Source organism: Qingshengfaniella alkalisoli (genome assembly GCF_007855645.1).
In the GTDB taxonomy this organism is placed as follows: domain Bacteria; phylum Pseudomonadota; class Alphaproteobacteria; order Rhodobacterales; family Rhodobacteraceae; genus Qingshengfaniella; species Qingshengfaniella alkalisoli.
Window position 1 is genome coordinate 274,479 of record NZ_CP042262.1, and the last position, 25,464, is coordinate 299,942.

A 25,464-nucleotide genomic window follows, 5' to 3' on the forward strand; every position below is an offset into this window, starting at 1 on the left:
CGATGAGCGTGGTGCGAGGCCCGCGCCATTTCTGCGTTGCCGACGACGATTGCGTCGAACACTGCCCTGTCGATATTGCTCGGCTTACTTCGGAACGAGGACAGTGTCGACGACGTGGATGACACCGTTCAACTGATCGACATCCGCGATTGTCACGCGACTCGCATTACCGTTTTCGTCGTAGATGTAGACGTTGTTGCCCCTGACCTGAGCCGACAAGGCGTCACCTGACACCGCGTTGAAGTGATAGAAGCCGTCGGAGGAGGCCCGCGCCTGTTGTGCTATCTCTGCGGCAGACCAGTCGCCGGCGACCACATGCGCGGTCAGGACCTTAACCAGCATGTCCTTGTTCTCGGGCTTCAGGAGCGTATCGACTGTTCCCTCGGGAAGCGCGGCGAAAGCGTCGTTCACGGGTGCGAAGACGGTAAAGGGCCCCGGACCCTGCAGCGTTTCGACCAAACCTGCCGCCTCGACGGCGGCCACAAGGGTCGTGTGGTCAGCCGAGTTCACCGCGTTTTCAACGATGTTCTTCGTCTCGAGCATGGGGGCGCCGCCGACCATTGGGTTTTCTGCGTTCGCAGCAGTTGCGATGGTCAGCGCCACGGCGGCGGCGGTCAGTTTGGAAACGATCTTCATCTTCTTCTCCTCTGGTGGTTGCCCGCGTTCATTTGCGGATACAGGGGAGACACGGCAGGACCGGGTAATAAGTTTCAGTCGATTACAGAATTATACGTCGAAGAACTCGTCAGTGGCCAAGATCGTACCCGTCGGTGCACCCGTCGGCGATCCGCCTTCCGGTTCGTCGGAAACAGCAAGTGTGCCGCCTTCGATCAAAGCGGCAATCTCTGGGCTGATCTCGAATGTGATCTCTCCGTCTGATGAGATCACGCCAAGCGACACCGGCGCAGTGGCGTTCTCTCCGATGACCCATAGCTCGAAGTCACGACCGGGCAGCGGCTTGCCCTGTTCCGGGATCACCTTGAACAAGCTGCCGTTCGGGGCATACCCGGCTTCGATATGCACGCTGCCGTCGTCAGAAATCAATGTAGCGTGGAACGCCGGATCGAAGGCAGGGGCGCGCAGGATCGGGCTGAAGGCGAAAAATGCAGCGATCACAACCGCCACCAGCCCCGGCAACGCAAGCCATCCCCGCACCCAGCCAAACCGCGGCGCAGTTACCTTACCATTCAGTTCAGCGAGAAGTCCCGACCGGACCGACGACGACGGCGTTTCATCCGGGAGGTCTACTGCCAGGTTCGCAAATTCGCCTTCCCAGAACTGCACGCGCGCCCGCAAGTCGGGCTCTGACTGAAGCCGTGCCTCCAAGGCTCGCTCCGCATCTGCGTCCAGCAGGCGCAAGACGTACTCAGCGACCAGCGCCTCGTCTTCGCTGATGTCCTGTTGGTCGCTCATCGCGAAAGGCACTCCTTCAAGGATATCAAACTGCGCCTTAGCCAAGTACGCATGGTGTTCAGTGGGACGTCGAAACGGGCCGCGAGGGTCTGATACGTTGCGCCGTCAAGATATGCAGCACGTACAGCAGCGGCTCGATCGGAGGGCAGCTCATCGAAACAGGCGCTGATCCGGCGCTGCTCTGATGCAGCGATACTTGTGGCTTCTGGATCCGGGCGCGTTTCGACCAACTCGCCCGCACTGTCGAGGTCTACGTGCTTGGCCTTCGTCGCGCGCAGCCGATCAATCGCCAGATTTCGTGCAACGGTGATCAGCCATGTCATCGGGCTGTGACCAGTTACGGCGTAGCGATCCGCCTTGTGCCAGACGCGCATATAGACGTCTTGTAGCGCGTCTTCAGCTGATGACCGGTTCTTCAATATCCTCAGGCAGACCGCGAAGAGCTTGCCGCTTGTTGCGTCGTAGAGCGAAGCAAAGGCGGTCCTGTCACCAAGTGCAACTTTGGCAATCAGCTGTTCGATGTCCTCATGGTTTGTCATTCTTGCGCGTAGCCATCGAAAACCCTGCCTTCCGCTACTTCGTCGCACAGGCGGGTCCGAACGGCAACCTCTTGCCGCCCGGACCCGCCAGCACTCAACTCTGACAACTCGTACCTTACGATCAGGGCCTACATGCCAAGCGATGCCGCGAAGCCCGTGAAGCCCCCCATGCCGAGATCGGCCTTCATCGTGGCGGCACCAGTTTCGAGGTCAATTTCGTAGAGCCCGGCAATCGAAGCACCTTCAAGCTGGAGGATGGCTAGGCCCATATTCTCACCTTCGTTGGGCGAAACGATGTCAAACCCGCCCATTGGGGTAAGGTCGACTGGCGTTCCGTCGACTGTGATCTTGCCTATGGTTTCAAGCGCCCCGGCGTTGTTGGCAAGGCTAACGAGCGTATCGGTATCGGCATCGAGCGCATATTGGAACGTCGTTTCAGCCGTCTTCCCGTTAATCGCGTTTGTATAGGCGTTCGCGAAGATCATCGGTGTCATGCCCTCCATCGCATCCCCATCCGCATAGGCCAGGCTGGTGAAACGACGCACAGACCCTGCGCGCTCGTCGCTGTCGCCAAAGCCGTCGGGGAAATACACCAGGTTGTCGCCCGCCGATGTCACGGCGCGCGCGGCGTCAATCTGGTTGTTGAAGTCGAAGCCGACCATCGCGCTGTCCCCGATCATCGCATCGTCCATGAAGGAGGCACCCAGATCGGTCATTTCGCCTGACATCGGATCAATAGTTGCGATCATGCCGTCAGCGAAACCCAACAGCTCACCGGTGACCGGACGCCATGCGATCGCTCGAAGCGGCGATGACAGGCCTTGCGTGGTCGCGTCGGCGGGGTTGTCGAGGTCGCTCATGATAACCAGCGTCGCGCCGTCGTCCGCCAGGGCGTAGCCAGAGATGGCCGCATGCCCGTCAGCAAACACCGGGCCGGCGGCGAGGGCGATCAGAGAGGTTACAAGAGCCGGATTTTTCATAGTGCTACCTTTCGTTTTTTCAGGTCACACGCCGAATTGCGTATGCTCTGATCTCAGCCACGAAAGGCGGTGCCCAAAAGTTGCACGGCATAGGTACTTTTTTGTCCTGTCGATGAGTCGTAGACAACCATGTAGATGCACGGCGAACGGGATGTTCATCCGCTACGCAGAATTGAGGGCACTGTGTTCCAGTCATGAGATCACGCGCAGTCGACGCATCATCATGGTTTGGGCGGCGGCAGTACTGCCTCGCTGCACGCATCTTTTGCCATGGGTGACTGGATCGTCGTGTCAAAACCAAACCAACGACGGAAAGCGCCGTGTTTTTATAGGCTTGACGGCCGCTGTGCAGCACACAGCATTCTCACAGCGGGCAGTATCCCGAGGCGCTATCGGTGGTCAGAATTGCGGTCAATGGCTTGACGATATCGCCCGAAGGACTCCCCAGCCTCGCAGGCGAGTTGGCAATGCCCGGTTTGGCCCTAAAGCACCTCGCCGCCATCAATTACGAGCGCCAAACCGGTTACAAAGCTCGACCTGTCAGAGGCCAGATAGATAATACCATCCGCGATTTCTTCCGGGCTGGCCCACCGGCCCATAGGGATGGTGTCGGAAACATAATGTTCCAGCTCCGACCGTCCACCCATCTGTTTTTCAAACCCCGCATTGAATGGCGTGTCGACAAAACCGGGGCAGAGCGCGTTGAACCGGATGTTATCGCGGGCGTAGTCGGCTGCCATCTGTTTGACCATCGCGACGGCAGCATGTTTGGTCGTTGCATAGCTGATCATGCCGCGATCGTACTGGCATCCAGAATTTGATGCGGTGACGATGACCGAGCCGCCGCCCTGATTGCGCATCGGACCCACCACCGCCTTTGACAGAACAAAATGCGCGCGTACGTTCAGCGCCCAGGCTGTGTCCATTTGCGCGGCGGTTACCTCTTCGAGCTTTCCGGGGATCTGAACCCCTGCATGGCTGTGCAGCACATCGATTCGGCCGTAAGTATCAAGAGTGCGAGTCACTTCCATGGCAACCGCGTCATCATCGGTCACATCAAGCGCCCGACCGTCGGCCGTGCCGCCCTGATCGCGAATGGCCGATGCGGTGCTTTCGGCCAGGTCCCCGCGCAGATCCGTGACGATCGTCGTCGCGCCTTCCCGGGCCATTGCAATAGCGCCGGCGCGACCGATACCCGACCCTGCGCCCGTTACCAGAACGATGCGGTCCTTGAGCATGTCTTTCTCCTGAAACTGGTTATTGTCCGGCGGTCTTTCTGCTGCGTCGCAGCAACAGTTGCGCACCGATGAGGATTGTCAGCGAAGCAGCCATCACCATCGTGCCGATTGCATTGATTTCCGGGGTCACGCCTCGCCGGATCGACGAGAATACATAGATCGGCAGCGTAGTTTCCGAGCCCGCCACGAAGAAGGCGATGATGAAATCATCGAAGCTGAAGGTAAAAGCCAGCAGGAACCCTGCCAAAACCGCCGGGGCGATCAGTGGCAGCGTAACCTGACGAAAGGTGGCGAAGGGATGAGCACCCAGATCGGAGGAGGCTTCGATCAACTGACGATCCAGCGTTTCGAGCCGCCCTCGGACCAGAAGGATCACCAGCGACATGGTGAACATCCCATGCGCACCGATCAAGGATCCGGTGCCCAGCGAAAGTTTCCAGCCAAGCGCAGACTCCAGAACCGGGTTCACGATATCGAAGACGGACACGAGCGCGATCAAGGTGGCGATGCCAATCACGATGCCCGGAATCATCACCGCGACCTGGACCATCGTGTCGAAGACCATCCTGATGCGCCCCTGCATCCCCGTCAGCGCCAGCGCCGCCATCGTGCCGACCACCGCCGCGAGCAGGGCCGAGAAGAAGGCGATCCTGACCGAGGTCCACAGCGCCTCCATGACGAAGGGATTGTTCAGGGCGCGGCCGTACCACTGCACCGAAAAGCCCTGCATCGAGGTGGCCGATCGGCCCGCCGTGAAGGAAAACAGCGCGATGGTCGCGATGGGCAGGTAGAGGAACAGGTAGACGAAAGCGGCGTAAATTCTCATTCCGGCCTCACATCAGGCTTACATCGTCGGGACCGCTGGCAAAGCGTCCCAGGGCGCGACGATAAAGACCGACGCAGATCAGCATGATCACCACCAGCGCCACCGCGACTGCCGATCCGAAGGCCCAGTTCCGCGATTGCAGGAACAGGTCCACCAGCGCGTTGCCGACGAAGAACACCTTGCCGCCCCCCAGAAGCGCGGGGATCAGGAATTCGCCCATCAGCAGGATGAAGACCAGCATAGATCCGGTCAGGACGCCGGGCATGGACAGGGGCAGGGTGATCTGCAGGAAACTGCGCCAGGGCGGCGTGCCCAGATCGGCCGAGGCCTCCAACAGCCGCTTGTCCAGCTTTTCGAGGGCGACATAGATCGGGAACACCATCAACGGCAGATAGCCATAGACGATGCCGACCAGCACGGCGAAGGGCGTGTTGATCATCCGGATCTCGGGCAGCCCAAAACTTTCCAGCAACGCGGGCAGACCGCGGCCGCCCAGCAGGAAGATCCACGCATAGGACCGGATCAGGATCGAGGTCCAGAACGGCACGATCACCAGAACCAGCAGGGTCGTTTTCCACTGCGGCGACACCTTGACCGCCAGGAAATAGGCCAGCGGGTAGGCGATCAGCAGCGACGCGAGCGTCCCGAGCGGCGCAAGCGTCAGCGTGTTCTGGAAGGCCGCCAGCCGCGACGGCAGGTTGGCATACTGTTCGAAGGTGAATCCGGGAGCGTAGCCGCCGATGGCGCTACGCTCGCCGAACGAAAAGATCAGGACGACGGCCAGTGGCAACAGCAGGAGCGCCGCGTACCACAGCCCCGCCGGTGTCAGCAGCAAGGCCCGGGTTCGTGCCTTTGTCATGGCCATCGTCCGCTGGCCTCAAGCCGACTTGAAGCGTGCCATCAGCTCGGCCCGGTTGGGATCGGTCAGCGTGACCGCGGCCCCGAATTCGAGCGCGTTCAGGCTTTCCGCCGCCGGGTAGAGAATGGGATCGTTCAGGAGTTCCTCGGGCAGCAGCGCGTTGGTGCGGCTGTCCGCGACGGGATAGCCATGCGCCTGCGCCTCGAGGGCGTTCACCTCGGGATCGAGAAGGTAGTTGATCAGCGCATAGGCCGCTTCCTTGTGGGGCGCGTCCTTCGGGATGGCGTAGTAATCCGACCAGATTTCGCCGCCTTCCTTGCCAAGGGCAAAGCCGATCTCGGGCAGGTCGGAATTCAGCTGCTTGCCGTCACCGGTCCAGCACATCGTCAGCCAGGCATCGCCATTGCGCATGGCGGGCTGGTAGTCGGAGGAAATGGCAAACAGGTGCGGCTTGACCTCGATCAGCAGTTTCTCGGCATCCGCCAGTTCGGCCGGGTCGACCGAGTTGAAGGAATGGCCGAAATAGACCAGCGCGTTCCCGATGGTCGTCAACTGGTAGTCATGCACCATCACGCGGCCATCCCACTGGTCGCGCGCGCCGTCGAAGAAGGATTTCCAGCTGTCCACGACGCCGCCGGTCTTGTCGGTGTTGAACGCGATGCCGGTGGTGCCCCAGTTCTTGGGGACGGCATAGACGGTGCCGTCGATCGTGCCCGCATCCGCGAACCGCTGTTCAAAGGCCGCGGCGTCGTAGTTCGGCAGTTTCGACAGGTCCAGCGGTTCGATGAGATCGGCTTCGACATAGGTCGGGATCGCGTAGTTCGTCGGCACGAACACGTCCCAGCCGGATCCGCCCGCCTGAATCTTGGCCAGCATCTCTTCGTTGGAGCCGAAGACATTCACTTGGCTGTAGACACTCGTATCAGCGGCGAAATTGTCGAAATTGGCCGGATCATGATAGTTGGGCCAGGTCGCAAGAACGACACGGTCGCCCAGATCCTGCGCGCGCGCCCGGCCCGGCATCAGCCCCGGCACGGCGCCGCCCATGACAGCCATTGCGGTGCCAAGCCCGGTCACCCCCAGAAAGTGGCGACGTGTCACCGAGCCCTTTTCATAGCGGCGCAGCTCTTCCATGAACTGTTTGCGCGAAATGGTTTGATTGCCTTGTGTCATATTTTGTTTCCCTGTTGATTGATATTTCTTGTTCTATCAGTCTTCAGCGAGCACCAGCGCTTCGCTGGCTCTCCATGATACGTCCACATCCTCACCGACATTGAAGTTAATCGGCAGCCCTGATGTCTGTCGGGACATTTTGACCTGAAGATTTCCGACCGGGCCCGCGTCCAGAACGTATTCGGCGTGATCGCCCAGGAATGTCCGATGGGTGATGCGTGCGGGCAGGGCGGTCCCGTCCTCGGGCAATGGGCTTCCCTTCGTCGCAATCGAGAGGGATTCCGGCCTGATGACAACTTCAACAGCATCCTTGGCAGGTAGGCCCCGAACCCGGGCCAGCACTTCAGTCCCTTCGGCCAATGCAACCCTCGCCAGCCCGTCCGATGACGAGATGAGCGAGGCCGGCAGTATGTTCGCCTTGCCTACGAAGCTCGCGACGTAACGGCTTTCGGGAAAATCGTACAACTCTTGTGGCGTTCCGATCTGCGCAATCTGGCCCGCGCCCATGATGCAGATACGGTCTGACATCGACAGCGCCTCTTCCTGGTCATGCGTCACCAATACGAACGTGATGCCGAGGCTGCGCTGCAGGTCCAGCAGTTCCATCTGCATCTCGCCGCGCAGCTTGGCGTCCAGCGCCGCCATGGGTTCGTCCAGAAGCAGAAGCTTCGGTTCGTTCACGATCGCCCGGGCCAGTGCCACGCGCTGCTGCTGTCCGCCCGACATCTGCCAGATGCGCCGGTCCTCGTAGCCGTCAAGGCGCACGGTCGCGAGCACGCGCGAAACCTTTTCTGATATCTCTGATCGCGACAATCGGGGGCGCCGCTGACGAAGGCCATAGCCGATATTCTGTGCGACCGTCATGTGCGGGAACAGGGCATAGTGCTGGAACACCATGTTCACCGGGCGGCGATAGGCCGGAAGGTTCCCGACCTCCATGCCGTCGATGAGGATCTGCCCTTCGGTCGGACTTTCGAAACCGGCAAGCATCCGGAGCGCTGTGGTCTTGCCGCAGCCGGACGGGCCGAGAAAGGACAGGAATTCACCGCGCTTGATGCTGAGATTCAATCGGTCCGCAGCCACCACCTTTCCGAAGCGCTTTGTGGTATCAACGAATTCAGCAACCGTGTCGCCTGGGCGCAACGTGCCGCTCTTGTCGACTAGGCGAGAGTGTGTGGTCGTCATTCGCTTGTCCCGGGCTTCATATAGCACTTTTGATCTATGCCTTCCTGAACTGCCGCATAGAGGGTCTATGCCTTTGTTCGGTAAACTGGTAAAAAAAACTACGAAACCTGTATATACCCTAAAAGGCATAGATGGCGCTAAGACAACAATATTCAGACTGGGTTACGACCAGTGCGAAGGCAGTTGAAGAACTGGGTACGCCGGGTTTTCCGCAAGCGCTTTCGACCGCAATACGCAGTGTGGTTCCTTATGAGTTCACGGTGATCTTCGCCTATCACAAAGACAATGAACCGATTGATCTTTATGATGATTTTTCAGCTTCCAAGCGTAAGGTGATGGTTGATGACTACCAGGAAGGGCCATATCTTCTGGATCCCTTCTATCTGCATTCTCAAGCACCAACGACGACCCGCTTGGTCCGGCTTCGGGATCTTGCTCCAGATCGCTTCTACCAGGCGGAATATTTTAGAAACTACTACGTTCAGACTGGGCTTGCCGAAGAAATAGGCTTTATCGTCGACATTGGTGATGAAGTCAGCGTTGTAATTTCAGCCATGCGTGAAACGCGGGTGTTTTCCGCCAAAGAATTTCGGGATCTGGAGGTGCTGATGCCATTCGTTGCCGCGGCGACGCGACAACATTGGCGGGGGCTGATCGGGCAGTTTTCGGATTCAGGCGAGACCCCCGGCGAACGCCTTCCACAACTCATCGAGCATGCGTTCCAGAGCGTCGGCCGAAACCTTCTCACCGCTCGGGAGGCCGAAATTGTCGAGTTTGTGCTGAAAGGCCATTCATCGGAAGCCACTGCCAGAGCCCTGGGCATCTCATCAGGAACCGTTCGGATACATCGCCGCAACATCTACGCGAAGTTGCATATCGGGTCACAGGGTGAGCTGTTCTCACGCTTCATTTCTGCCCTGGCGGATGCGACCGCTTGACCGGGCAATGTCATATAGACCTGGCTTCCTTTCGGGTCGGTTGGTTTTGGTATACCGGGATCGGATGGTCGTTGGCTGGTTCGGCAACAAACGTCACCGGGTTCCGCATCAGATCATTTTTGGCGCGGCGTGGCTCTACGCCCGTTTCAGCTTGAACCTGCGCGACGTTGATGCCGTGCGAATCATTTCATTCCGTTGCACCCGGAACGAGTGGATCCGCTACCATGAGGCCAGTGATTTCGATACGAATCTCATCGCTGGAGAAGACACGAGCGGCGCAATCGACTTGGCCCAGGCGTGCCGCCGGATCGATCAGCCAAAAGGCGTGAGCGCGGATTTTCCGCCTTGGGCGTAACGCGGCAATCGCTGATCGGGTTGTGGATCACTGAACGCCTCCTGTGAAACCGGCGGAAGGAAGCGCTCACGCTGAGCACAGGGCGCAGGTTTTAGTCGTCGACGCAGGTTTGCTTCTGCGATCCCAGGCCCTCGATGCCCAGCTCGATCACGTCACCCTTCTTCAGGAAACGCTGCGGGTTCAGGCCCATGCCGACGCCCGGGGGCGTGCCCGTCGAGATGATGTCACCCGGCTGCAGGGACATGAAGCGGCTCAGATAGCTGACCAGATGCGCAACGCCATACACCATCGTGTTGGAATTGCCGTCCTGCATCTTCTCGCCATTCACGGTCAACCACATGGCAAGGTTCTGCGGATCGGCGATCTCGTCCCTGGTCACCAGCCACGGGCCGGTCGGGCCGAAGGTGTCCGCCGATTTCCCCTTCGTCCACTGACCGTGATGCTCGATCTGGAAAGCGCGTTCGGACACGTCATTAATCGTGCAATAGCCCGCCACGTAATCCAGCGCGTCTTCCTCGGACACGTATTTCGCCGTCTTGCCGATCACGACGCCCAGCTCGACTTCCCAGTCGGTCTTCTCGGACCCGCGCGGGATACGCACATCGTCATCGGGGCCGCAGATGGCAGAGGTGGCCTTCATGAAGATGATCGGCTCGGCCGGAACTTCGGCGCCCGTTTCGGCGGCGTGGTCGGAATAGTTCAGCCCGATGCAGATGAACTTGCCCGTTCCGGACACGCAAGGACCGAGACGCGGAGTGCCGTCCACGATGGGCAGCGTGTCGATGTCCAGCCCGCTCAGCCGGCCGATCCCGTCCGGAGAAATCGTTTCCCCCGTGATATCGTCCACCACGCCGGACAGATCGCGGATATTCCCGTCATTGTCCAGAAAGCCGGGACGCTCCGCACCGGCATCCCCAAATCTCAGCAGTTTCATGTAGCTCTCCTCTAGATAGTCCAGCCGCCATCAATCGCGCAGGCCTGGCCCGGGTGATGGCTCAGTTTCTTGAAAATATGTCACGGTATTCACTAGGCGAACGTGTGTTGGAACGAGACCGCACGGTTGCCGGGGCAGGAAGTTCTTTCATGTAGCTGTTGATGACCATGATATGATTGGTCAGTGCCTCTTTGGCTGCAGCGATGTCGCCTGAGGCCAACAAGTCACGGATCTGGTTGTGCTCGTCGAAAGATTGTTCGCGAAAATTGCCTTCGCCGCTTTGAAGCCGCACGCGCAACGCTTCGATCGCCGACGAGGTAAGCATGTTGGCCCTGATCAGGTATGAATTCCCGGAGCTTTTGAGAAAGGTCTGATGGAATTCCCTGTCAGCTTGTCCGTACTTCTCATAATGACCGGCATGAAGGGCCGCCCGCATTTGGAAGAGGGCGGAATCCAGGCCGGTGACGACCTCATGCGGGTCACGGGCCATTGCCAGGTCGACTGCCGACGTCTCAAGGACAGCGCGGAACGAACTCATTTCAAAGACGTCCGCAGTGCTGGGGGCAAATACGTAAGTGCCGGCTTGCGGAACGATCGTGACAAGTCCCATGTCCCGCAGCTCCGCGAATGCCATGCGAACAGGTGCCTTGCTCATGCCCAATGCGTCGGCAATCGGAACTTCGGAAAGGCGCTCACCCAAATCAAGCGCACCAGACAGGATGGCGTGGTGGATTCTTTCAAAGGCGACTGAGCTAAGTGACATGGTTGTCCTCCCGACTGCCCTGTGTCCAGTGACGTCTGTTCATGTTCTTGCGCAACCCGTGTCGACTACGAAATCCAACAAACTTCTGAAACGAAGCATTACATGGGTTGACAGAAATTGTGAAGTCTAGAATTCTAGTTCTTGCAGTTTGAACAATCGGAGATCCCATGGCGAGTTTTCATATCCTGACCCCCGATGCCCAGTATGCGGATGATGCCACGGTCGAAAGGGCGGTCGCGGGATCACAGGCAAAGTGGAGCATCTTCAGGGAACGTGACGCGGCCAAGATATCCAAGGACGTTTGGAAGAACTGCGATGCGCTTGTTGTCTGGCATGAAATGCCGCTGGATGCTCAGACGATTGCCCGCCTTGATCGCTGCAAAATCATTGTTCGGGCCGGCGTTGGCTTCGATCATATCGATCTGGAGGCTGCCGCCGACCGAGGCATCCCCGTGTGCAACACACCAGATTACGGCACCAGCGAGGTCGCGGATCACGCCATCGCCATGATGCTGAATTTCAAGCGCGGCCTGACCAGCTATCACGGGCACCTGCAACGTGCGCCAGGGGATGGGTTCAATTTCAGGTTGGCGCCTTTGACGGGGCGCCTGCGCGGCAAAACACTTGGTATCGTCGGTTTAGGGCGGATCGGCGCGGCGACGGCTTTGCGGGCCAAAGCATTCGGAATGAACGTGATTTGTTTCGATCCCCATGTCTCGCGGGGGGCGGAGATTGCGGTCGGTGTTGGACGGGTTGAAAGTCTGGATGAACTTCTGGCCGCGAGTGATGTGGTCAGTTTGCATTGCCCGCTGACCAGCGAAACCAGGAACATGATCAATGATGCCGCGCTGAAAATGATGCGCCCAGATGCCTTGCTGATCAACACAGCCCGCGGTGCGATCGTGGATGTCCCCGCTCTTCTCTCGGCACTGCGACGCCGCGAAATTGCCGGGGCGGCGCTGGACGTCTTGCCTTCGGAGCCGCCGGAGCCGACAGACGCAATCGCGGTCGAATATGGCGATCCGGAAAGTTCACTCGCAGGAGAACGGCTTTTACTGTCACCGCATGCGGCCTGGTCCAGTCCGGAAAGTGTGGAAGACGCGCGGCGCTTAGCCGTTGAAACCGCGCTGATTTACCTGCGCGAGGGCCGCCTGCGCAATCTGGTCAATAATCCGACGGAAAGATCGGAAATCGAGGCGGCATGAACGGTCATCTGGGCGCCGAGCAGATGGAGGAGTGGTGACCCCTGGCTCCGACGACGCGAAGTCCCACACATCAGCCATTTGAGTATCCAAGGGAGGAATAACATGGCACAGAAACTTACGACCGCTCTCAAAGCGGCCAGCATCGCCACGCTGCTTTCATCGGCGGCAGCGTATGGACAAGACTTTTCCTTTACATTCCAGTCCGTCGATCCGGCGGGGAATCCGAACTTTGCCATTCAACAGGAATGGACCGAACTTGTGAATGTGATGAGCGGCGGACGCATCGCGATCGAGCTTCTGCCTGTGGGAGCGGTTGTTGAGTACAATGAAACGCAAGATGCCGTAGGTGCGGGTATCCTTGACGGTCATATTACCGATGTCAGCTATTTTGCTGGCAAGGATCCGGCATTCGGCCTTATCGCGAACCCGATCGGCGCATGGTCCGACCCCAGCGAAATGTTTCGCTTCATGCGCTACGGTGGCGGTTATGAGTTGATGAACGAACTGGAAGAACCCTATAATCTCCATTTTGTCGGCGCGACAACGACCGGTCTGGAAGGGTTCGTTTCGAAAAAACCTCTCGAGGGTGTCGATGACCTGAAAGGCTTGAAGGTTCGGGCGCCTGAAGGATTGGTTCAGGAAGTTTTCGCGGCCGCAGGCGCCGCACCCGTGAACCTGCCCTACGCCGAAGTGTTCACGGCACTTGATAAGGGTGTGATCGACGCGGCCGACTCGACGGTTTTCTCGACCAATCAGGATCAGGGGCTACACGATGTCGCGCCGCACCCGGTGTTTCCCGGCTTTCACTCGATGCCACTTGTCGAGGTGTCGATGAACCTAGACAAATGGAATGCCCTGCCAGAGGATCTGCAGGCCATCATGACCGTCTCGGTGCGGGATTTTGCGGAAGACGAGGTTGCGCAGCTTGCAGCCAAGGACATGGAAGCGGCTGCAGCTGCCAAGGCCAATCCGGAAATCACTGTTCACGATTGGCCGGCAGAAGAACGGGCACGTTTCAGGACCATTGCGATGGAGCAATGGGAAGCTGTCGCCCAGCGTTCCGACAACGCGCAAAAGGTCTACGATACATTGACGACCTATCTGAGCCAGCAAGGTTTGCTGAACTAGCGTGAGCGCAGCGGGCAACAATCCGACGTTGCCCGCTGCTAGATACGCAACCTACATCCCCAGCGTGAGATCATGAGCAAAGAACTGCCCGACGGCTCAGTGCCGCAGCCCCCTGACGTACTCGATACGGCCAGAAGAACCCTTCCGGAAGCCGGTCTGCTCGGACGATGGATCGGCCGCATGGCGAATGTATTCGCCATCGGCATCGTACTGGCGATGTGTGTGCTCGTTTTGGAGGTTGTCATGCGGTACTGCTTCAATGCGCCAACGGCATGGGCGCATGAGACATCTACGTTCCTCAGTTCGATTACTTTCATTTTTGGCGGTCTGTTCTGCGTGGCGCGTAACAGTCATATCCGTGTCGTGCTGGTCTACGATCTGATCCACGGGCGGAACAAAAGGCTGTTGAACGCCGTGATCTCTCTGATCTGTTTCATCTCCAGCGCCTTTTTTGTCTGGGCCGCGACGATAATGGTCAAGAAGTCCCTGTTTCGTCCGAACGGCGATTTGTATCTTGAAACAAGTGGTAGTGCCTGGAACCCGCCAACACCCGGATTGACCAAGGTTTTCCTCTTTTGCGTCTTGGTGGTCATGTCCGTTCAGTTCCTGATCCTGGCGATCAACTACCTGCGGCGGCCCGCCTCCCACGCATCAGGAGCCCGCTGATGGAATTCCTTGACGCGGTTCTGAACCTCAAATCCCTCGGGATTGGCTGGGGTACGGTTGTCATGTTCGTCGTGCTGGTCTGCCTGCTGCTGACAGGTATGCCATTGGCGCTCGTGACATTGTTGGTCGCCCTTATATTCGCCATCGGCTGGTTCGGACCAATGTCCGTCCCGTTGATCACCAGCCGTGTCTATTCCTTCGTATCGTCATTTGTTTTTGTCTCCGTGCCGATGTTCGTGCTGATGGCTGCGATCCTGGATCGGTCAGGTATTGCGCGGGACTTGTTCGATGCGATGCGCTTGATTGCCGGCCGCATCCGCGGAGGGGTTGCGGTTCAAACAATTTTCGTCGCGGTTATCCTGGCCGCAATGAGCGGCATCATCGGGGGCGAGATCGTACTGCTTGGCCTTGTGGCGCTACCGCAGATGTTGCGGCAGGGTTATGATCGCAGGTTGGCGATCGGCGTGGTGTGTGCGGGCGGATCGTTGGGGACGATGGTACCACCGTCGATCGTCCTGATCATCTACGGGTTGACGGCGAATGTTTCGGTTGGCGATCTGTTCACGGCGGCCTTTGTGCCGGGGCTTATGTTGGCGGGTTTCTACGTCGTCTACGTCCTTTTCCGGTCGTATCTCGATCCGAATGCCGCACCCGCTCCGTCGCCGGAGCGGATGCCCGCAGGGGAACAGGTACGGCTGTTAAAAGGGCTGGTACTGCCAATCCTTGTCGTCATTTTCGTTCTGGGCTCCATATACGGCGGCATTGCATCCGTGACCGAGGCATCCGCCGTTGGGGTTGCCGGCGTTATACTGTCCACGATCCTGAGGCGAGAGTTTTCGTTCAAAATGCTCCTGGAGGCGGCCCGGCACACGCTTGCCACGGTCGGCATGATCGTCTGGATCGGCATTGGCGCCAGCGCGTTGGTGGGCGTCTACAACCTGATGGGCGGGATTGATTTCATATCGTCGCTGATCGCGGGGGTGTCAGAAAACCCCACGGTCATCATCCTGACCATGATGTTGATCTTGTTCATCCTGGGCATGTTTCTCGACTGGGTGGGGATCGCCTTGCTGACCATGCCGATCTTCGTTCCGATCATCCGGGACTTGGGCATGGATCCGGTCTGGTTCGGTGTTCTGTTTGCGATGAACATGCAAGTGTCGTTTCTGACACCTCCCTTCGGTCCCGCCGCGTTCTATCTGAAAAGCGTAACCCCTCCGGATATTTCTCTGGGCGAGATATTCCGGTCACTGGTTCCCTTTATCTGCCTTCAGGTTCTGGCGGTCGGGCTCCTGGTGGCATTCCCGGGATTGGCTTTGCACTAATCATCACGACCGCCAAAGGGACATTGGAATGCGAGAACTGGACGGCACTTATGACTATGTGATTGTCGGGGGAGGAACGGCAGGCTGTGTGTTGGCCAATCGCCTGTCCGCAGATCCCGGCATTCGCGTGCTGTTGCTGGAGGCCGGGCCGAAAGACCATCATCCGTGGATACATGTTCCGGTCGGCTATCTTTACTGCATGGGAAACCCGAGCACCGACTGGATGATGCGGACCGAAGCGGAGCCCGGTCTGAACGGTCGATCACTCGCCTATCCAAGGGGTAGAGTGCTGGGTGGGTGTTCATCGATCAACGGTATGATCTACATGCGCGGCCAAGCCGCAGACTACGACCATTGGCAACAGCTCGGGAATATCGGCTGGGGCTGGGACGATGTGCTGCCCTACTTTCTCAAGTCAGAAGATCACCACGCCGGGGCGACAGAACTGCACGCAGCGGGCGGGGAGTGGAAGGTTCAGAAGCAACGTCTGCGCTGGCCCATTCTCGAAGATGTCCGGCGCGCCGCGGAAGAAATGGGCGTACCAAAGACGGATGACTTCAACCGTGGTACAAATTTCGGTTCAGGGTTCTTCGAAGTGAACCAGCGAAACGGGGTGCGTTGGAATACGGCCAAGGCGTTTCTTCGCCCTGCGCGGGCCCGGTCGAACTTGCGGATCGTGACCGGCGCTCTTGTTGAGAGGGTGTTGATTGAAGAGGGGAGGGCAGCGGGTGTTCTTTTCAGGAATGGAACACGATCGGTGACCGCGAGGGCGACGCGCGAAGTTGTTCTATCGGCAGGCGCCATCCACTCGCCTGCCTTGCTGGAGCGATCCGGGATCGGCGATGCGAAGCGATTAAAGGCGCTCGGTGTAGATGTCATCGCCCATCGGCCTGAGGTCGGGGAGAATCTGCAAGACCATCTACAGTTGCGGATGATTTTCCGGATTTCCCATGGCCGGACGCTCAATCAACTTTCGCACAGCTGGACCGCAAAATCGGCCATGGCACTGCAGTACCTGATAAGGCGCAGCGGTCCGCTGGCCATGGCACCCAGTCAACTGGGTATATTTACAAAAAGCAGCGATCGGGTCGAGACACCCGATCTGGAATATCATGTGCAGCCCCTGTCTACTGACAAGTTGGGCGATCCTTTGCACCGTTTCCCAGCGGTCACTGTTTCGGTTTGCAACCTGCGACCTGAAAGCAGGGGATCAAGCCATCTGACAAGCCTGGTGGACGGGGCATCGCCTGAAATCAGGCCCAATTATCTGTCAGCGGAAGCGGATCGACAGGTGGCTGTGGACGCGATCCGACAAGCCCGCCACCTGATGACCATGCCGGCGCTCAGTCATTACGCACCCCAGGAAATGCTGCCGGGGGTGGACGTAACCTCAGACGCAGATCTACATCACGCCGCTGGCGATATCGGCACCACAATCTTTCATCCTGTCGGCACCTGTCGGATGGGCGCGGATGATGCAGCCATCGTTGATCCGGACCTGAAGGTGAAAGGCCTGGATGGACTACGCGTGGTCGATGCGTCGATCATGCCGCGCATTGTGTCGGGTAATACTGCATCGCCAGTGATCATGATAGCCGAGCGAGCGGCTGCGCTGATAACCCGGCTCTCCTGACGAGTTGCTAGGCGGCGGCGTCCAAGCCGTCCAGGCTGGTCTCTGGAACTTTCGTGCCGACACTATGACACTGTATGAAACTGTGGCGTCGAATCGCCCGGACTGAATCGTGTTAACTGTGCGTGTCTGCCGAGATCTCGGGCTGCAGATTGTCAAAATCTGCCGACGATGGCGGATGTATCAGGCCTTGTTGTACCGTTAGAGCCTTCACATATTCATCAAAGGTATATACTATATGTACTGAAGTATGTAGTTATCTGATGGTCGGACTAACTTTAGTTGACTCGATGCAGCAGTACCGAGTGACATTGGATGGAACCGAGTTCCACGCGTCTCAGGTAGGAGGACTTGGAATGACAACGAAAAAGAACCCTCCGACGTCCGAACTGCGTTCCGACGAACTGGCTGCCTCGGACAACGCGTCCGTGTTTTCAGATAGCAATCGCATTGGACGGGTTTCGGGGTCATTCGGCAATGTAGGCGCCACCAGCGCTGTCGGCATGGGCCTGTTGATGCAAAGTGCCACGCTGGAAGGCCAGATGGCACTGGCAGCATCCGTTGCTGTCCCGGACGACTTCATGCAGCCGAACGTGGAACCGGCGGACGAGACACAGTTCGATCCGCAGGTGCAAAGTGCGACCACTTCGCAAGAGGAATCCGAAGCGGGGGCGCAGCAATCACAGTCTGCTGCGCATGATGCTCAATCCGATCCGGATTCGACGACAACAATTGTGTTCGGGCCAGCAGGGACGGCGCGCTCCGGCACGATAGGCGCTTCCACACCCGACCCGGCAGCTTCGCCAAGCCACGATTCAGATGTGGAACAAATCGCCGCGTCAGAACATCAGGGGCCTGCTCCGACCGCGTCAGCGGCCATGGGCACAACCGGCGCCGCCATAGGTGGCATTTCGCTGTCGGATTTGGACGCGCGTTCCGGCAACACGGTATCTGCCGTTCCAGAACCGCAGCTTTCAGAACATGCCAATCTAACGCCCGACAGTATCGATCCATTGCCAACCGATACAGCCGGTAGCTTGCCTGAGCCAAGCGGTGACCTGCTGGGTGCGGTGGTTGACGATGGCGGTCTTCTGGACGGTCTCACTGGCGAAGACGGCGTGGTCAATGGCGTTGTCGGGGGGCTGGTCGGAGAAGACGGGCTGGTCGCGAATATCGGAACCGACGGTCTGTTGCAGCCAATTCTCGGAACGGGCGGTGCGCTGGACACCATCCTGGGGGACAGCGGCCTTCTGGGCAATATCGTCGGCGAGGACAGTGTTCTCGACAGCGTTCTTGGCGCGGACGGGATCTTGGGCAGCGGAAGCGACGTCCTTCTTGATCCGCTGATCGGAGAAAACGGCGCCGTTGACAACCTGATCGGTGGCGACGGCGTCGTGTCCGGCCTTCTGGGGGCAGAGGGTGTTCTTAACGGTGGCGGTCTCGAAGCTGTTCTGGATCCGGTTCTCGGGGATGAGGGCTTGTTGTCCAACGTTGCCGGTGGCGATGGTGTTCTGGGAAGCGTCGCAGGCGACGAAGGGATCACCTACAGCCTTCTGGACCCTGTGCTTGGCGAAGACGCCCTGCTCGGTGACGCCGGAACTGCTGTTTTGGACGGTCTTGCCGGCGACGGCGGAATCCTTGATGACCTAGTCGGAAACGACGGGCTGGTTGACGGGCTTGTCGGCGATGACGGCCTTCTGGACGGCGGCGGCATATCGGCGGTCCTTGATCCCGTAATCGGTGAAGACGGTATTCTCAACGATGTCCTGGGCGGCGACGGGCTTATTGCCGGCTTATTCGACAACGATAGCGGCCTGCTGAGCGGCGCTGCTGAGAGCGGTGGGCTTTTGGGCGGGCTGGGCCTGTTGTCATCATCCGATTCCGTCGCAACTGATGTCTCCACCCCGACCGCAAGCACGACATCTGACGCGGGCGGAATGAATGAAGACATCGGGTCAGCGGATGACGGGCTGCTAGACAGCTTGCTTGGCAGCGAACCCGATACGGTGCTCGGCGGTTTGCTGGGAGACGGTGATCCTTTCGGCATCTCGGTTTCAGAGGACGATGCGTCAAGCCCGGCCTCACCGGAAGACGATCTCTTCGCGGGGCTGTTCGGTACTGACGCTCTTACCGGGACGCTGGCCAACCAAGGACTTCTCGAAAATGCAGCAAGCACGCTCACGGCCGAGGCAGATCACGAAGTTGACCAGCTGTTGACATCAATCCTCAACACCAGCGGTGGTGATGCTCTGGGCGGCGATAATGCCTTCAACGCGCTTCTGAGCGATAGTAACGACGCCGACATGTTTGCTGAAACTGAACTGGATAGCGCGCTCGACACGTTGTTCAGCGATGTGGGCGATGCAGGCGCATCATTGCTCGATGCGATTGAAACCGTGAGCAGTGATGACGAAATCGGCTGAACCTGACGGTATCAGGTAGCAGCACTGTCTCACACTGGTTTGGGAAATCGGACCATTCGGGTTGGCGAGACTCCGGCTTCATGCAGCCATTCCGCCGAACCCCTCCGCAGTTTACTCACACAAAATTGAAAAAGTAGTTGATCATGGGCTGATAACTTTCCATGATTGGAAACAATGCGTCGCGCGTTTGCGAGAGGATTTCCGCAATGAGAAACAATGCGATGCGTCGTACGAAGTAACCATAGCCCGCGCTCTGACCTGGAGTGTCGTGTTGTGCAGGTGAAGATTGTCGTCAGGGGGCGCTGCATATTATGTCCCGCGTAGCGTTCACGCGCTCTTTTGGAAACACGGAAGCCGCCATGCGGCATTCGGAGTCACGGATTGTGCTCGATCAGCCTGCTGATGTGTTCTTTGAAAGTGGGGCACCGGCCGTAAGCCAGTTCGACAAAATAGGTGCGGACCTGGATCTCGTTTTCGAAGACGGGCAAAGGTTCTACGTTCAGGACTTTTTCGTGATCGGCCCTCAGGGTGAATTCAGTCGTCTCCTTGGACAGGGCGATCAACCTGAGATCACGGGTTTGATGGCTCCTGAACCTGATCGACCTGGCGAAGTCCGGCTTTCCGAAACATCACACGAAACAATAGACGCCGATGCGACGATTGTCAGCCGACGCGATGGCCCCGCTTCCGAAGACCTGAGTGTCGCGGCATTCGACGAAGGCGCAACAACGGCAGAGAACAGTGATGATGGCTGGGCCAACCCCTTGCTGCTGACGGGTGCCGGCTTGGCGGCAGGTTCGTCGTTTTTTGATTTCGACATGACCAGCAACACGGACTCAGGGAACTCAAGCCAAGAACACGTCGACAATGGTCAACGTGCCGATGGTTCCGACGCTTCCGATCCGGCAGCACTCGCGCAGGACATCGATGATCTGACTGTGGATAACGAGAACCCTGCCGTCTTGGAACCACAGCTTTCGGGCGTGACGGCAACCGATACTGTAGAATCCGAGAGCCTGCCTGATCCCGCGGCGGGCCACAGTGTGGATGGTGCGCCCGTTGCCAGCGGTGGTGCGATCTTCCTGGACGATACCAGCCCGTCGTTCATTCCAGAGCCAGTCACTGAAGGTGACGCATGATTTGGCGTGCAACACAAACGAAAAGGACCAAGATGACGATCTATGCAACCACTATCGCGTTCTTGGTTGGCCTCGCAGTTGCCGGCGCCGCGCAGGCGGATATCACCTTGCGAGATGCCGTAAGAATTTCGGCAGAACGCGACCCTAATGTCACTGCCATGAGACAAAGAGTGGCACGCAGAACCGTGGATATCCGCGCCGCTCGCGACGAGTACTATCCCAGCCTCAGCTTGCAGGGCGACACGAACACCACCGACGTCGACGGCGCCAATGTAACCTTGACGGTATCTCAAGTGCTCTATGATTGGGGGATGATCCAGAGCAAAATCGAAGCGGCCTCGCAAGAACGTGTAAAAAGCGTTTCCGACCTCAAATCGGCGGTCGAAGAACTGACATTGCAAATGTCAGAGCTTTTCATCGAAGTCGAAGTTCTGGGCCTCAAGATCGCACGTACGCGCGACTATACCGCTTTTGCACAGCGCGTTACGGGTCATGCCGAGCGGCGGGCCGCAGGGGGGCTGGGGGACAACGCTGAGGTCGCGCGGGCCCGCCTGGAAACTGCCCGCGCCGAGGACCAGCTGTCACAGCTCGAAGGCGATCTGCGCATAGCGCTGGCCCAGATCGAATTTCTCGCGGGCATCGCGCCGGGCAATCCCGCAGCGGCCCCGGAGCTAAACTTCGGTGCGCGCTACGGACAAGCCGGAAAACTTGCATCCGCAGTGAAGCTTGCACCCGATTACATCGCCGCGCGTGCAGAGAAGGATGCCGCCAATGCGGGAATAAAGACCGCCAAGGCGTCGCGCCTGCCAACGATTACGCTTCAGGCTCAGGGTCGACAGGATCTGGACGGCGGACGCAGCAGAACCGCGATCGGCATCGCCGCCGGGATGGATCTCGACTCGGCCAGCTTGGGCGCACGACAGATTCAGGCGGCACGATTGGAACTGGAGGCAGCGACGTCTTCAATGGCCGCGGTGGAACAAGACCTGCTCAACGAAGGTCAAAACGCTCTGGAACGCCTGCAGATTCTGCGCGCTAACGAAAGCTCGCGCGAACGACAACTGGTACAGGCGCAGCAGGTTCTCGACAGCTACGAACAGCAATTCGCGGCGGGTCAACGCGATCTGATCGACCTGCTGACAACAGGGCGGGATCTCTATGATGCGCAGATCGACGCGATTAACACATTCGATACGCGTAAGAGGACAGAGTACGAGGCGGCCGAGGGTCTGGGCGTGCTGGGCACCCTGATCCTTGCAGCGGGGGCCACGCAGTGATGCACGCCCGCATGATCGCCGAGGGGAGGGGAAAACCATGAAGCAAGAGGATATATCCGATCCGATCGTCTTGGGCCTGATTGCGCTCTGCCGTGTCCATGGTGTTGCGGCATCCAGCGCCGGGTTGACGGACGGGTTGCCCCGCGACAACGGCAGCGAGATGACACCTGATCTTGCACCTCTTGCGCTCCGGCGATTGAACATGAGCTGCCGTATCAGTCGCGAGCCGTTACGGGCTTTCCCGGAACAGAGCCTGCCCGCACTGCTTTTCATGAAAAACGGGCGCACCGTCATTCTGGAACAGCTGAACGGTGACTTGGCTCAGGTCATGCTTCCTGACGCAGGTGGTGGCCGGGCGATATGGTCACTTGCCGATCTCGAGCAAGACCATGACGGGCGCATTCTTATTTCCAAACCGCTTGATATCGTAACCGATCGGTTGGACACACCTGACCCGGACAAGCGCCACTGGTTGCTCGGGCCGGTCTTCGACAATTGGCAGATTTACCGTGACGTGATTTTCGCGTCATTCATCGCGAACGTATTGGCGGTCGCGACTGCGCTGTTTTCCATGCAGGTCTATGATCGTGTCGTGCCGAACAAAGCGTTCGACACGCTGTGGATTCTCGCAAGCGGCGTTGGCATTGCCATTCTCCTGGAGCTGCTCCTTCGGATCATGCGCGCATCGCTTGTTGATGTTTCAGGACGTGATCTCGACTTGCGATTGTCAGCACAGCTCTTTGACAAGGTCACCAATATGAAGCTGGCCCAACAACCGGCCAGTACCGGCGTTTTTGCCAACCAGGTGCGCGATTTCGGCACTGTGCGAGAATTTTTTACCTCGGGCACGATCACGGCCATCTGCGACCTGCCTTTTGTCCTGATCTTCGTTGGCGTCATCTGGTTGATCGGTGGACCCATCGCTTTCGTCACCTTGGCCGGCGTGCTCCTGACAATCCTGCCCGGACTGCTCATGCAAAAGCGTTTGGCGCGCGCCTCGCGGGAAAACACGCGAGAGGCGGCTGCCCTAAACGGGCTGCTTCTCGAAACCATATCCAACCTGGAGACAGTCAAAGCAGCGCGCGCCGAAGGGCGACTGCAACGCGCCCACGCCCAACTATCTGCCGCGATGGCCACGACTGCGGTAAAGACGCGCAATCTGACGACGCTTATGACCCAATCGGTCACCACCGTGCAGAAACTAGCATATGCTGGCGTCATCATCACAGGCGTCTATCTGATCAGTGCCGGACAGCTGACCGTCGGAAGCTTGATTGCCTGTACGCTCTTGTCGAGCCGGACCATGTCGCCGATGGGCCAAGTCGCCGGGCTCCTTGCACGCTGGCAGCATGTACGCGCCGCCATGGAAGGGCTGGACGGCATCATGAAACTGCCGGTTGAACGGCCTTCTGATCGGCATTTCGTGCGAGCATCCGACATGGCAGGCGCCTATCGGCTGGAAGACGTTTCCTTCCGACACGATCCGCAAGCTCCTCCTGTGTTGGCCATTTCGAATCTTCAGATCAAGGCGGGTGAAAAGATCGCCTTGCTCGGCGGCAACGGCGCGGGCAAGTCAACATTGCTTCGGCTGCTTGCCGGTCTTACCGATCCGCAATCGGGAAGTGTTCTGGTGGACGATCTTGCACTTGGGCAGATCGATCCCATCGACCGCCGACGCCAGGTCGGCTACCTGCCGCAAAGCGTCGCGCTGTTTCATGGAACATTGCGTGATAACCTGCTGCTCGACCATGGACTCGCGTCAGACGACGAACTTCTCGAGGCTCTCGACGCCGTTGGCCTTGGCGCATATGTCCGCCGGCACGTGCGTGGGCTGGACTTGCAGATCCACGGCAACGGCAATGTCTCAGGCGGACAAAGACAGGCCATCGGGCTCGCTCGAATCCTTCTTCAGGACCCGCGCATCGTCCTGCTGGATGAACCAACATCGGCCTTCGACCACATCACCGAAGCCAAGGTCATCAAGCATTTGAAGACATGGCTTGACGGAAGAACGACGGTCATATCGACGCACAAACGCGAGCTTCTCAACCTTGCGGAGCGTGCCGTGGTGCTGAAGGATGGTCGTGTTGCGCGTGACGGTGACCTTCTGCAGATTCTTAACGCCGCACGGGCGCAAACGGCTCAACAACACACGGTCCAGGCCGTAACCTGACATGTCCAGCAGCGACCTATTGACCACCAGTCACATCGACGGCAGCTATCGCCGTCAGGCGCTGCGCACTGCCCGCCTGACCATCCGGGTGACCGGGCTGACGGTGGTTATTGCCGTGGTTTGGGCCGCTATTGCCCAGATTGACGAAATCACCCGCGGCGATGGGCGCGTGGTGCCCTTGCGAAGAATGCAAACGATCCAGAGCCTCGAAGGCGGGATTCTTGCCGAGCTTCTGGTTCAGGAAGGCGACATCGTGGAGGCTGGCCAGGCCCTTGCCAAGCTTGACCCGACCCAGTCGCAATCAGCATTCATGGCCACCCAGTCCGAGATAGATTCGCTGACAGCCGAGGTCGAGCGTCTCGAAGCCGAGGTGCTGGAGCATCCTGAACTGGATTACGGCCCCAACCCCAGCGAAACCCAGCAAACCGAGCTGCGGCTCTTTACTGCGCGTCGTACCAAGCTGGAATCCTCAATCGGTGCGTTGAAGGCAGAGCACAATGCGATCCAGCAACAGATCGACATCACCAGCCCGCTTGCAGCGGGAGGATCTGTAAGCAGGATCGACCTTTTGCAGCTTGAGCAGAAGAAGGCCGAACTCGAGGGAAAGATCAGCGAAACCCGTAACGCCTATGTCCAGGACGCCTACAAGGATCTGGCTGCCCGGCGCGCAAAGCTGACGACCCTTCAGCAGGATCTGATCCAGAAGCGCGATGAATTCGAACGCACGGAGGTCCGTTCCCCCGTAACCGGCAGGGTCAACAACATAGATATCACCACGCTTGGCGGAGTCGTTCAGCCCGGCGAGCAAATCATGGAAATTACGCCGATTGACGACCAACTGATGATCGAAACGAAAATCCTTCCGCGCGATGTTGCCTTCATCGCCCCGGGAATGCCCGCCAGCGTCAAGATCACGGCCTATGATTTCTCGACCTATGGGGATCTGCGCGGAACCGTCACCCAGATATCAGAGGACACTGTCGAAGAAGAAACATCCAGAGGGCCACAGGATTTTTACCGGGTCATGGTGCGGACGGACCGAAACTATCTGGAACGCTTCGGCGAAGAATACTCCATACGGCCGGGCATGGTCGCGCAGGTGGACATTGAAAGCGGAAAGAGATCGGTGCTGAGTTACCTGACCAGACCGCTCTTGCGCGCCCGGTTACGATGATAGGCGGGCAGCATCTGATGCCTGACATCGTCCACAGACGTGACATCTTCGCGCCCTGCCATAGACGGCAAAAGATACACCGCCGCACGAGAACCCTGTAAGTTATTGAAATACTGAGGAA

General features: G+C 58.6%; 23 protein-coding genes. 12 read left to right on the forward strand and 11 right to left on the reverse strand.

Features of this window, described 5'->3' with window-relative positions:
- Positions 1–84 precede the first annotated feature (84 nt).
- The 9 genes from FPZ52_RS12675 to FPZ52_RS12715 all read right to left on the reverse strand — a co-directional run bounded on the left by FPZ52_RS12675 (position 85) and on the right by FPZ52_RS12715 (position 8,213).
- Positions 85–636, reverse strand: a complete 552-nt coding sequence (locus FPZ52_RS12675) for a fasciclin domain-containing protein (protein WP_146365968.1) — start codon at positions 634–636, stop codon at positions 85–87.
- A gap of 90 nt (positions 637–726) precedes the next feature.
- Complete coding sequence (locus FPZ52_RS12680; RefSeq protein WP_146365969.1) at positions 727–1,413, reverse strand: anti-sigma factor; 687 nt, start codon at positions 1,411–1,413, stop codon at positions 727–729.
- Positions 1,410–1,952: a sigma-70 family RNA polymerase sigma factor gene (locus FPZ52_RS12685; protein ID WP_146365970.1), complete on the reverse strand. Its 543-nt coding sequence runs from the start codon at positions 1,950–1,952 to the stop codon at positions 1,410–1,412. The genes FPZ52_RS12680 and FPZ52_RS12685 overlap by 4 nt, the downstream gene beginning before the upstream one ends.
- A gap of 128 nt (positions 1,953–2,080) precedes the next feature.
- Entirely contained in the window at positions 2,081–2,932 is an 852-nt protein-coding gene (locus FPZ52_RS12690) for a DUF4394 domain-containing protein (protein ID WP_146365971.1), read from the reverse strand.
- A gap of 482 nt (positions 2,933–3,414) precedes the next feature.
- Complete coding sequence (locus tag FPZ52_RS12695) at positions 3,415–4,170, reverse strand: SDR family NAD(P)-dependent oxidoreductase (RefSeq protein ID WP_146365972.1); 756 nt, start codon at positions 4,168–4,170, stop codon at positions 3,415–3,417.
- 19 nt (positions 4,171–4,189) lie between these two features.
- The gene (locus tag FPZ52_RS12700) at positions 4,190–4,996 is read right to left on the reverse strand and encodes an ABC transporter permease (RefSeq protein ID WP_146365973.1); all 807 of its coding nucleotides are present in this window, start codon (positions 4,994–4,996) and stop codon (positions 4,190–4,192) included.
- Between the two features lie 7 nt (positions 4,997–5,003).
- A complete protein-coding gene (locus FPZ52_RS12705; RefSeq protein ID WP_168201351.1) occupies positions 5,004–5,861 on the reverse strand; it encodes an ABC transporter permease in 858 nt (285 codons plus the stop codon).
- A 12-nt stretch (positions 5,862–5,873) separates the two neighbouring features.
- Positions 5,874–7,028, reverse strand: a complete 1,155-nt coding sequence (locus FPZ52_RS12710; protein WP_146365975.1) for an ABC transporter substrate-binding protein — start codon at positions 7,026–7,028, stop codon at positions 5,874–5,876.
- A gap of 36 nt (positions 7,029–7,064) precedes the next feature.
- Positions 7,065–8,213, reverse strand: a complete 1,149-nt coding sequence (locus FPZ52_RS12715; protein WP_146365976.1) for an ABC transporter ATP-binding protein — start codon at positions 8,211–8,213, stop codon at positions 7,065–7,067.
- Positions 8,214–8,344: 131 nt separating this feature from the next.
- Between FPZ52_RS12715 and FPZ52_RS12720 the strand changes: the two genes are divergently transcribed.
- Together FPZ52_RS12720 and FPZ52_RS19270 are read left to right on the forward strand one after the other, a co-directional pair.
- Positions 8,345–9,151, forward strand: coding sequence for a helix-turn-helix transcriptional regulator (locus FPZ52_RS12720; RefSeq protein ID WP_146365977.1), 807 nt, complete (start codon positions 8,345–8,347; stop codon positions 9,149–9,151).
- A gap of 64 nt (positions 9,152–9,215) precedes the next feature.
- Positions 9,216–9,506, forward strand: a complete 291-nt coding sequence (locus FPZ52_RS19270) for a hypothetical protein (protein ID WP_240804441.1) — start codon at positions 9,216–9,218, stop codon at positions 9,504–9,506.
- A 91-nt stretch (positions 9,507–9,597) separates the two neighbouring features.
- Here the strand turns inward: FPZ52_RS19270 and FPZ52_RS12730 are convergent, their stop codons facing one another.
- Together FPZ52_RS12730 and FPZ52_RS12735 are read right to left on the reverse strand one after the other, a co-directional pair.
- Positions 9,598–10,440 (reverse strand): fumarylacetoacetate hydrolase family protein, encoded by an 843-nt coding sequence (locus FPZ52_RS12730; protein ID WP_146365978.1) that lies wholly within the window; start codon positions 10,438–10,440, stop codon positions 9,598–9,600.
- A 61-nt stretch (positions 10,441–10,501) separates the two neighbouring features.
- A complete protein-coding gene (locus tag FPZ52_RS12735) occupies positions 10,502–11,203 on the reverse strand; it encodes a GntR family transcriptional regulator (protein WP_146365979.1) in 702 nt (233 codons plus the stop codon).
- A 167-nt stretch (positions 11,204–11,370) separates the two neighbouring features.
- On the opposite strand from FPZ52_RS12735, the gene FPZ52_RS12740 reads away from it, so the two are divergent.
- The 10 genes from FPZ52_RS12740 to FPZ52_RS12785 all read left to right on the forward strand — a co-directional run bounded on the left by FPZ52_RS12740 (position 11,371) and on the right by FPZ52_RS12785 (position 25,343).
- On the forward strand, positions 11,371–12,408 hold the full coding sequence (locus FPZ52_RS12740) for a C-terminal binding protein (protein ID WP_146365980.1): 1,038 nt from the start codon (positions 11,371–11,373) through the stop codon (positions 12,406–12,408).
- A gap of 102 nt (positions 12,409–12,510) precedes the next feature.
- Positions 12,511–13,536: a TRAP transporter substrate-binding protein gene (locus tag FPZ52_RS12745; RefSeq protein WP_146365981.1), complete on the forward strand. Its 1,026-nt coding sequence runs from the start codon at positions 12,511–12,513 to the stop codon at positions 13,534–13,536.
- 72 nt (positions 13,537–13,608) lie between these two features.
- On the forward strand, positions 13,609–14,202 hold the full coding sequence (locus FPZ52_RS12750; protein ID WP_146365982.1) for a TRAP transporter small permease subunit: 594 nt from the start codon (positions 13,609–13,611) through the stop codon (positions 14,200–14,202).
- Positions 14,202–15,527, forward strand: coding sequence for a TRAP transporter large permease (locus FPZ52_RS12755; protein WP_146365983.1), 1,326 nt, complete (start codon positions 14,202–14,204; stop codon positions 15,525–15,527). The genes FPZ52_RS12750 and FPZ52_RS12755 overlap by 1 nt, the downstream gene beginning before the upstream one ends.
- 28 nt (positions 15,528–15,555) lie before the next feature.
- Positions 15,556–17,160 carry a GMC family oxidoreductase gene (locus tag FPZ52_RS12760; protein WP_146365984.1) on the forward strand — a complete coding sequence of 535 codons (1,605 nt, stop codon included), beginning with the start codon at positions 15,556–15,558 and terminating at the stop codon, positions 17,158–17,160.
- Between the two features lie 353 nt (positions 17,161–17,513).
- Positions 17,514–19,580 carry a hypothetical protein gene (locus tag FPZ52_RS12765; protein ID WP_146365985.1) on the forward strand — a complete coding sequence of 689 codons (2,067 nt, stop codon included), beginning with the start codon at positions 17,514–17,516 and terminating at the stop codon, positions 19,578–19,580.
- A gap of 359 nt (positions 19,581–19,939) precedes the next feature.
- Positions 19,940–20,719, forward strand: a complete 780-nt coding sequence (locus FPZ52_RS12770) for a hypothetical protein (RefSeq protein WP_146365986.1) — start codon at positions 19,940–19,942, stop codon at positions 20,717–20,719.
- A gap of 32 nt (positions 20,720–20,751) precedes the next feature.
- Entirely contained in the window at positions 20,752–21,996 is a 1,245-nt protein-coding gene (locus FPZ52_RS12775; RefSeq protein WP_168201352.1) for a TolC family protein, read from the forward strand.
- Positions 21,997–22,033: 37 nt separating this feature from the next.
- Entirely contained in the window at positions 22,034–24,169 is a 2,136-nt protein-coding gene (locus FPZ52_RS12780) for a type I secretion system permease/ATPase (RefSeq protein WP_146365988.1), read from the forward strand.
- Position 24,170: 1 nt separating this feature from the next.
- Positions 24,171–25,343, forward strand: a complete 1,173-nt coding sequence (locus FPZ52_RS12785) for a beta-barrel domain-containing protein (protein WP_146365989.1) — start codon at positions 24,171–24,173, stop codon at positions 25,341–25,343.
- Positions 25,344–25,464 lie beyond the last annotated feature (121 nt).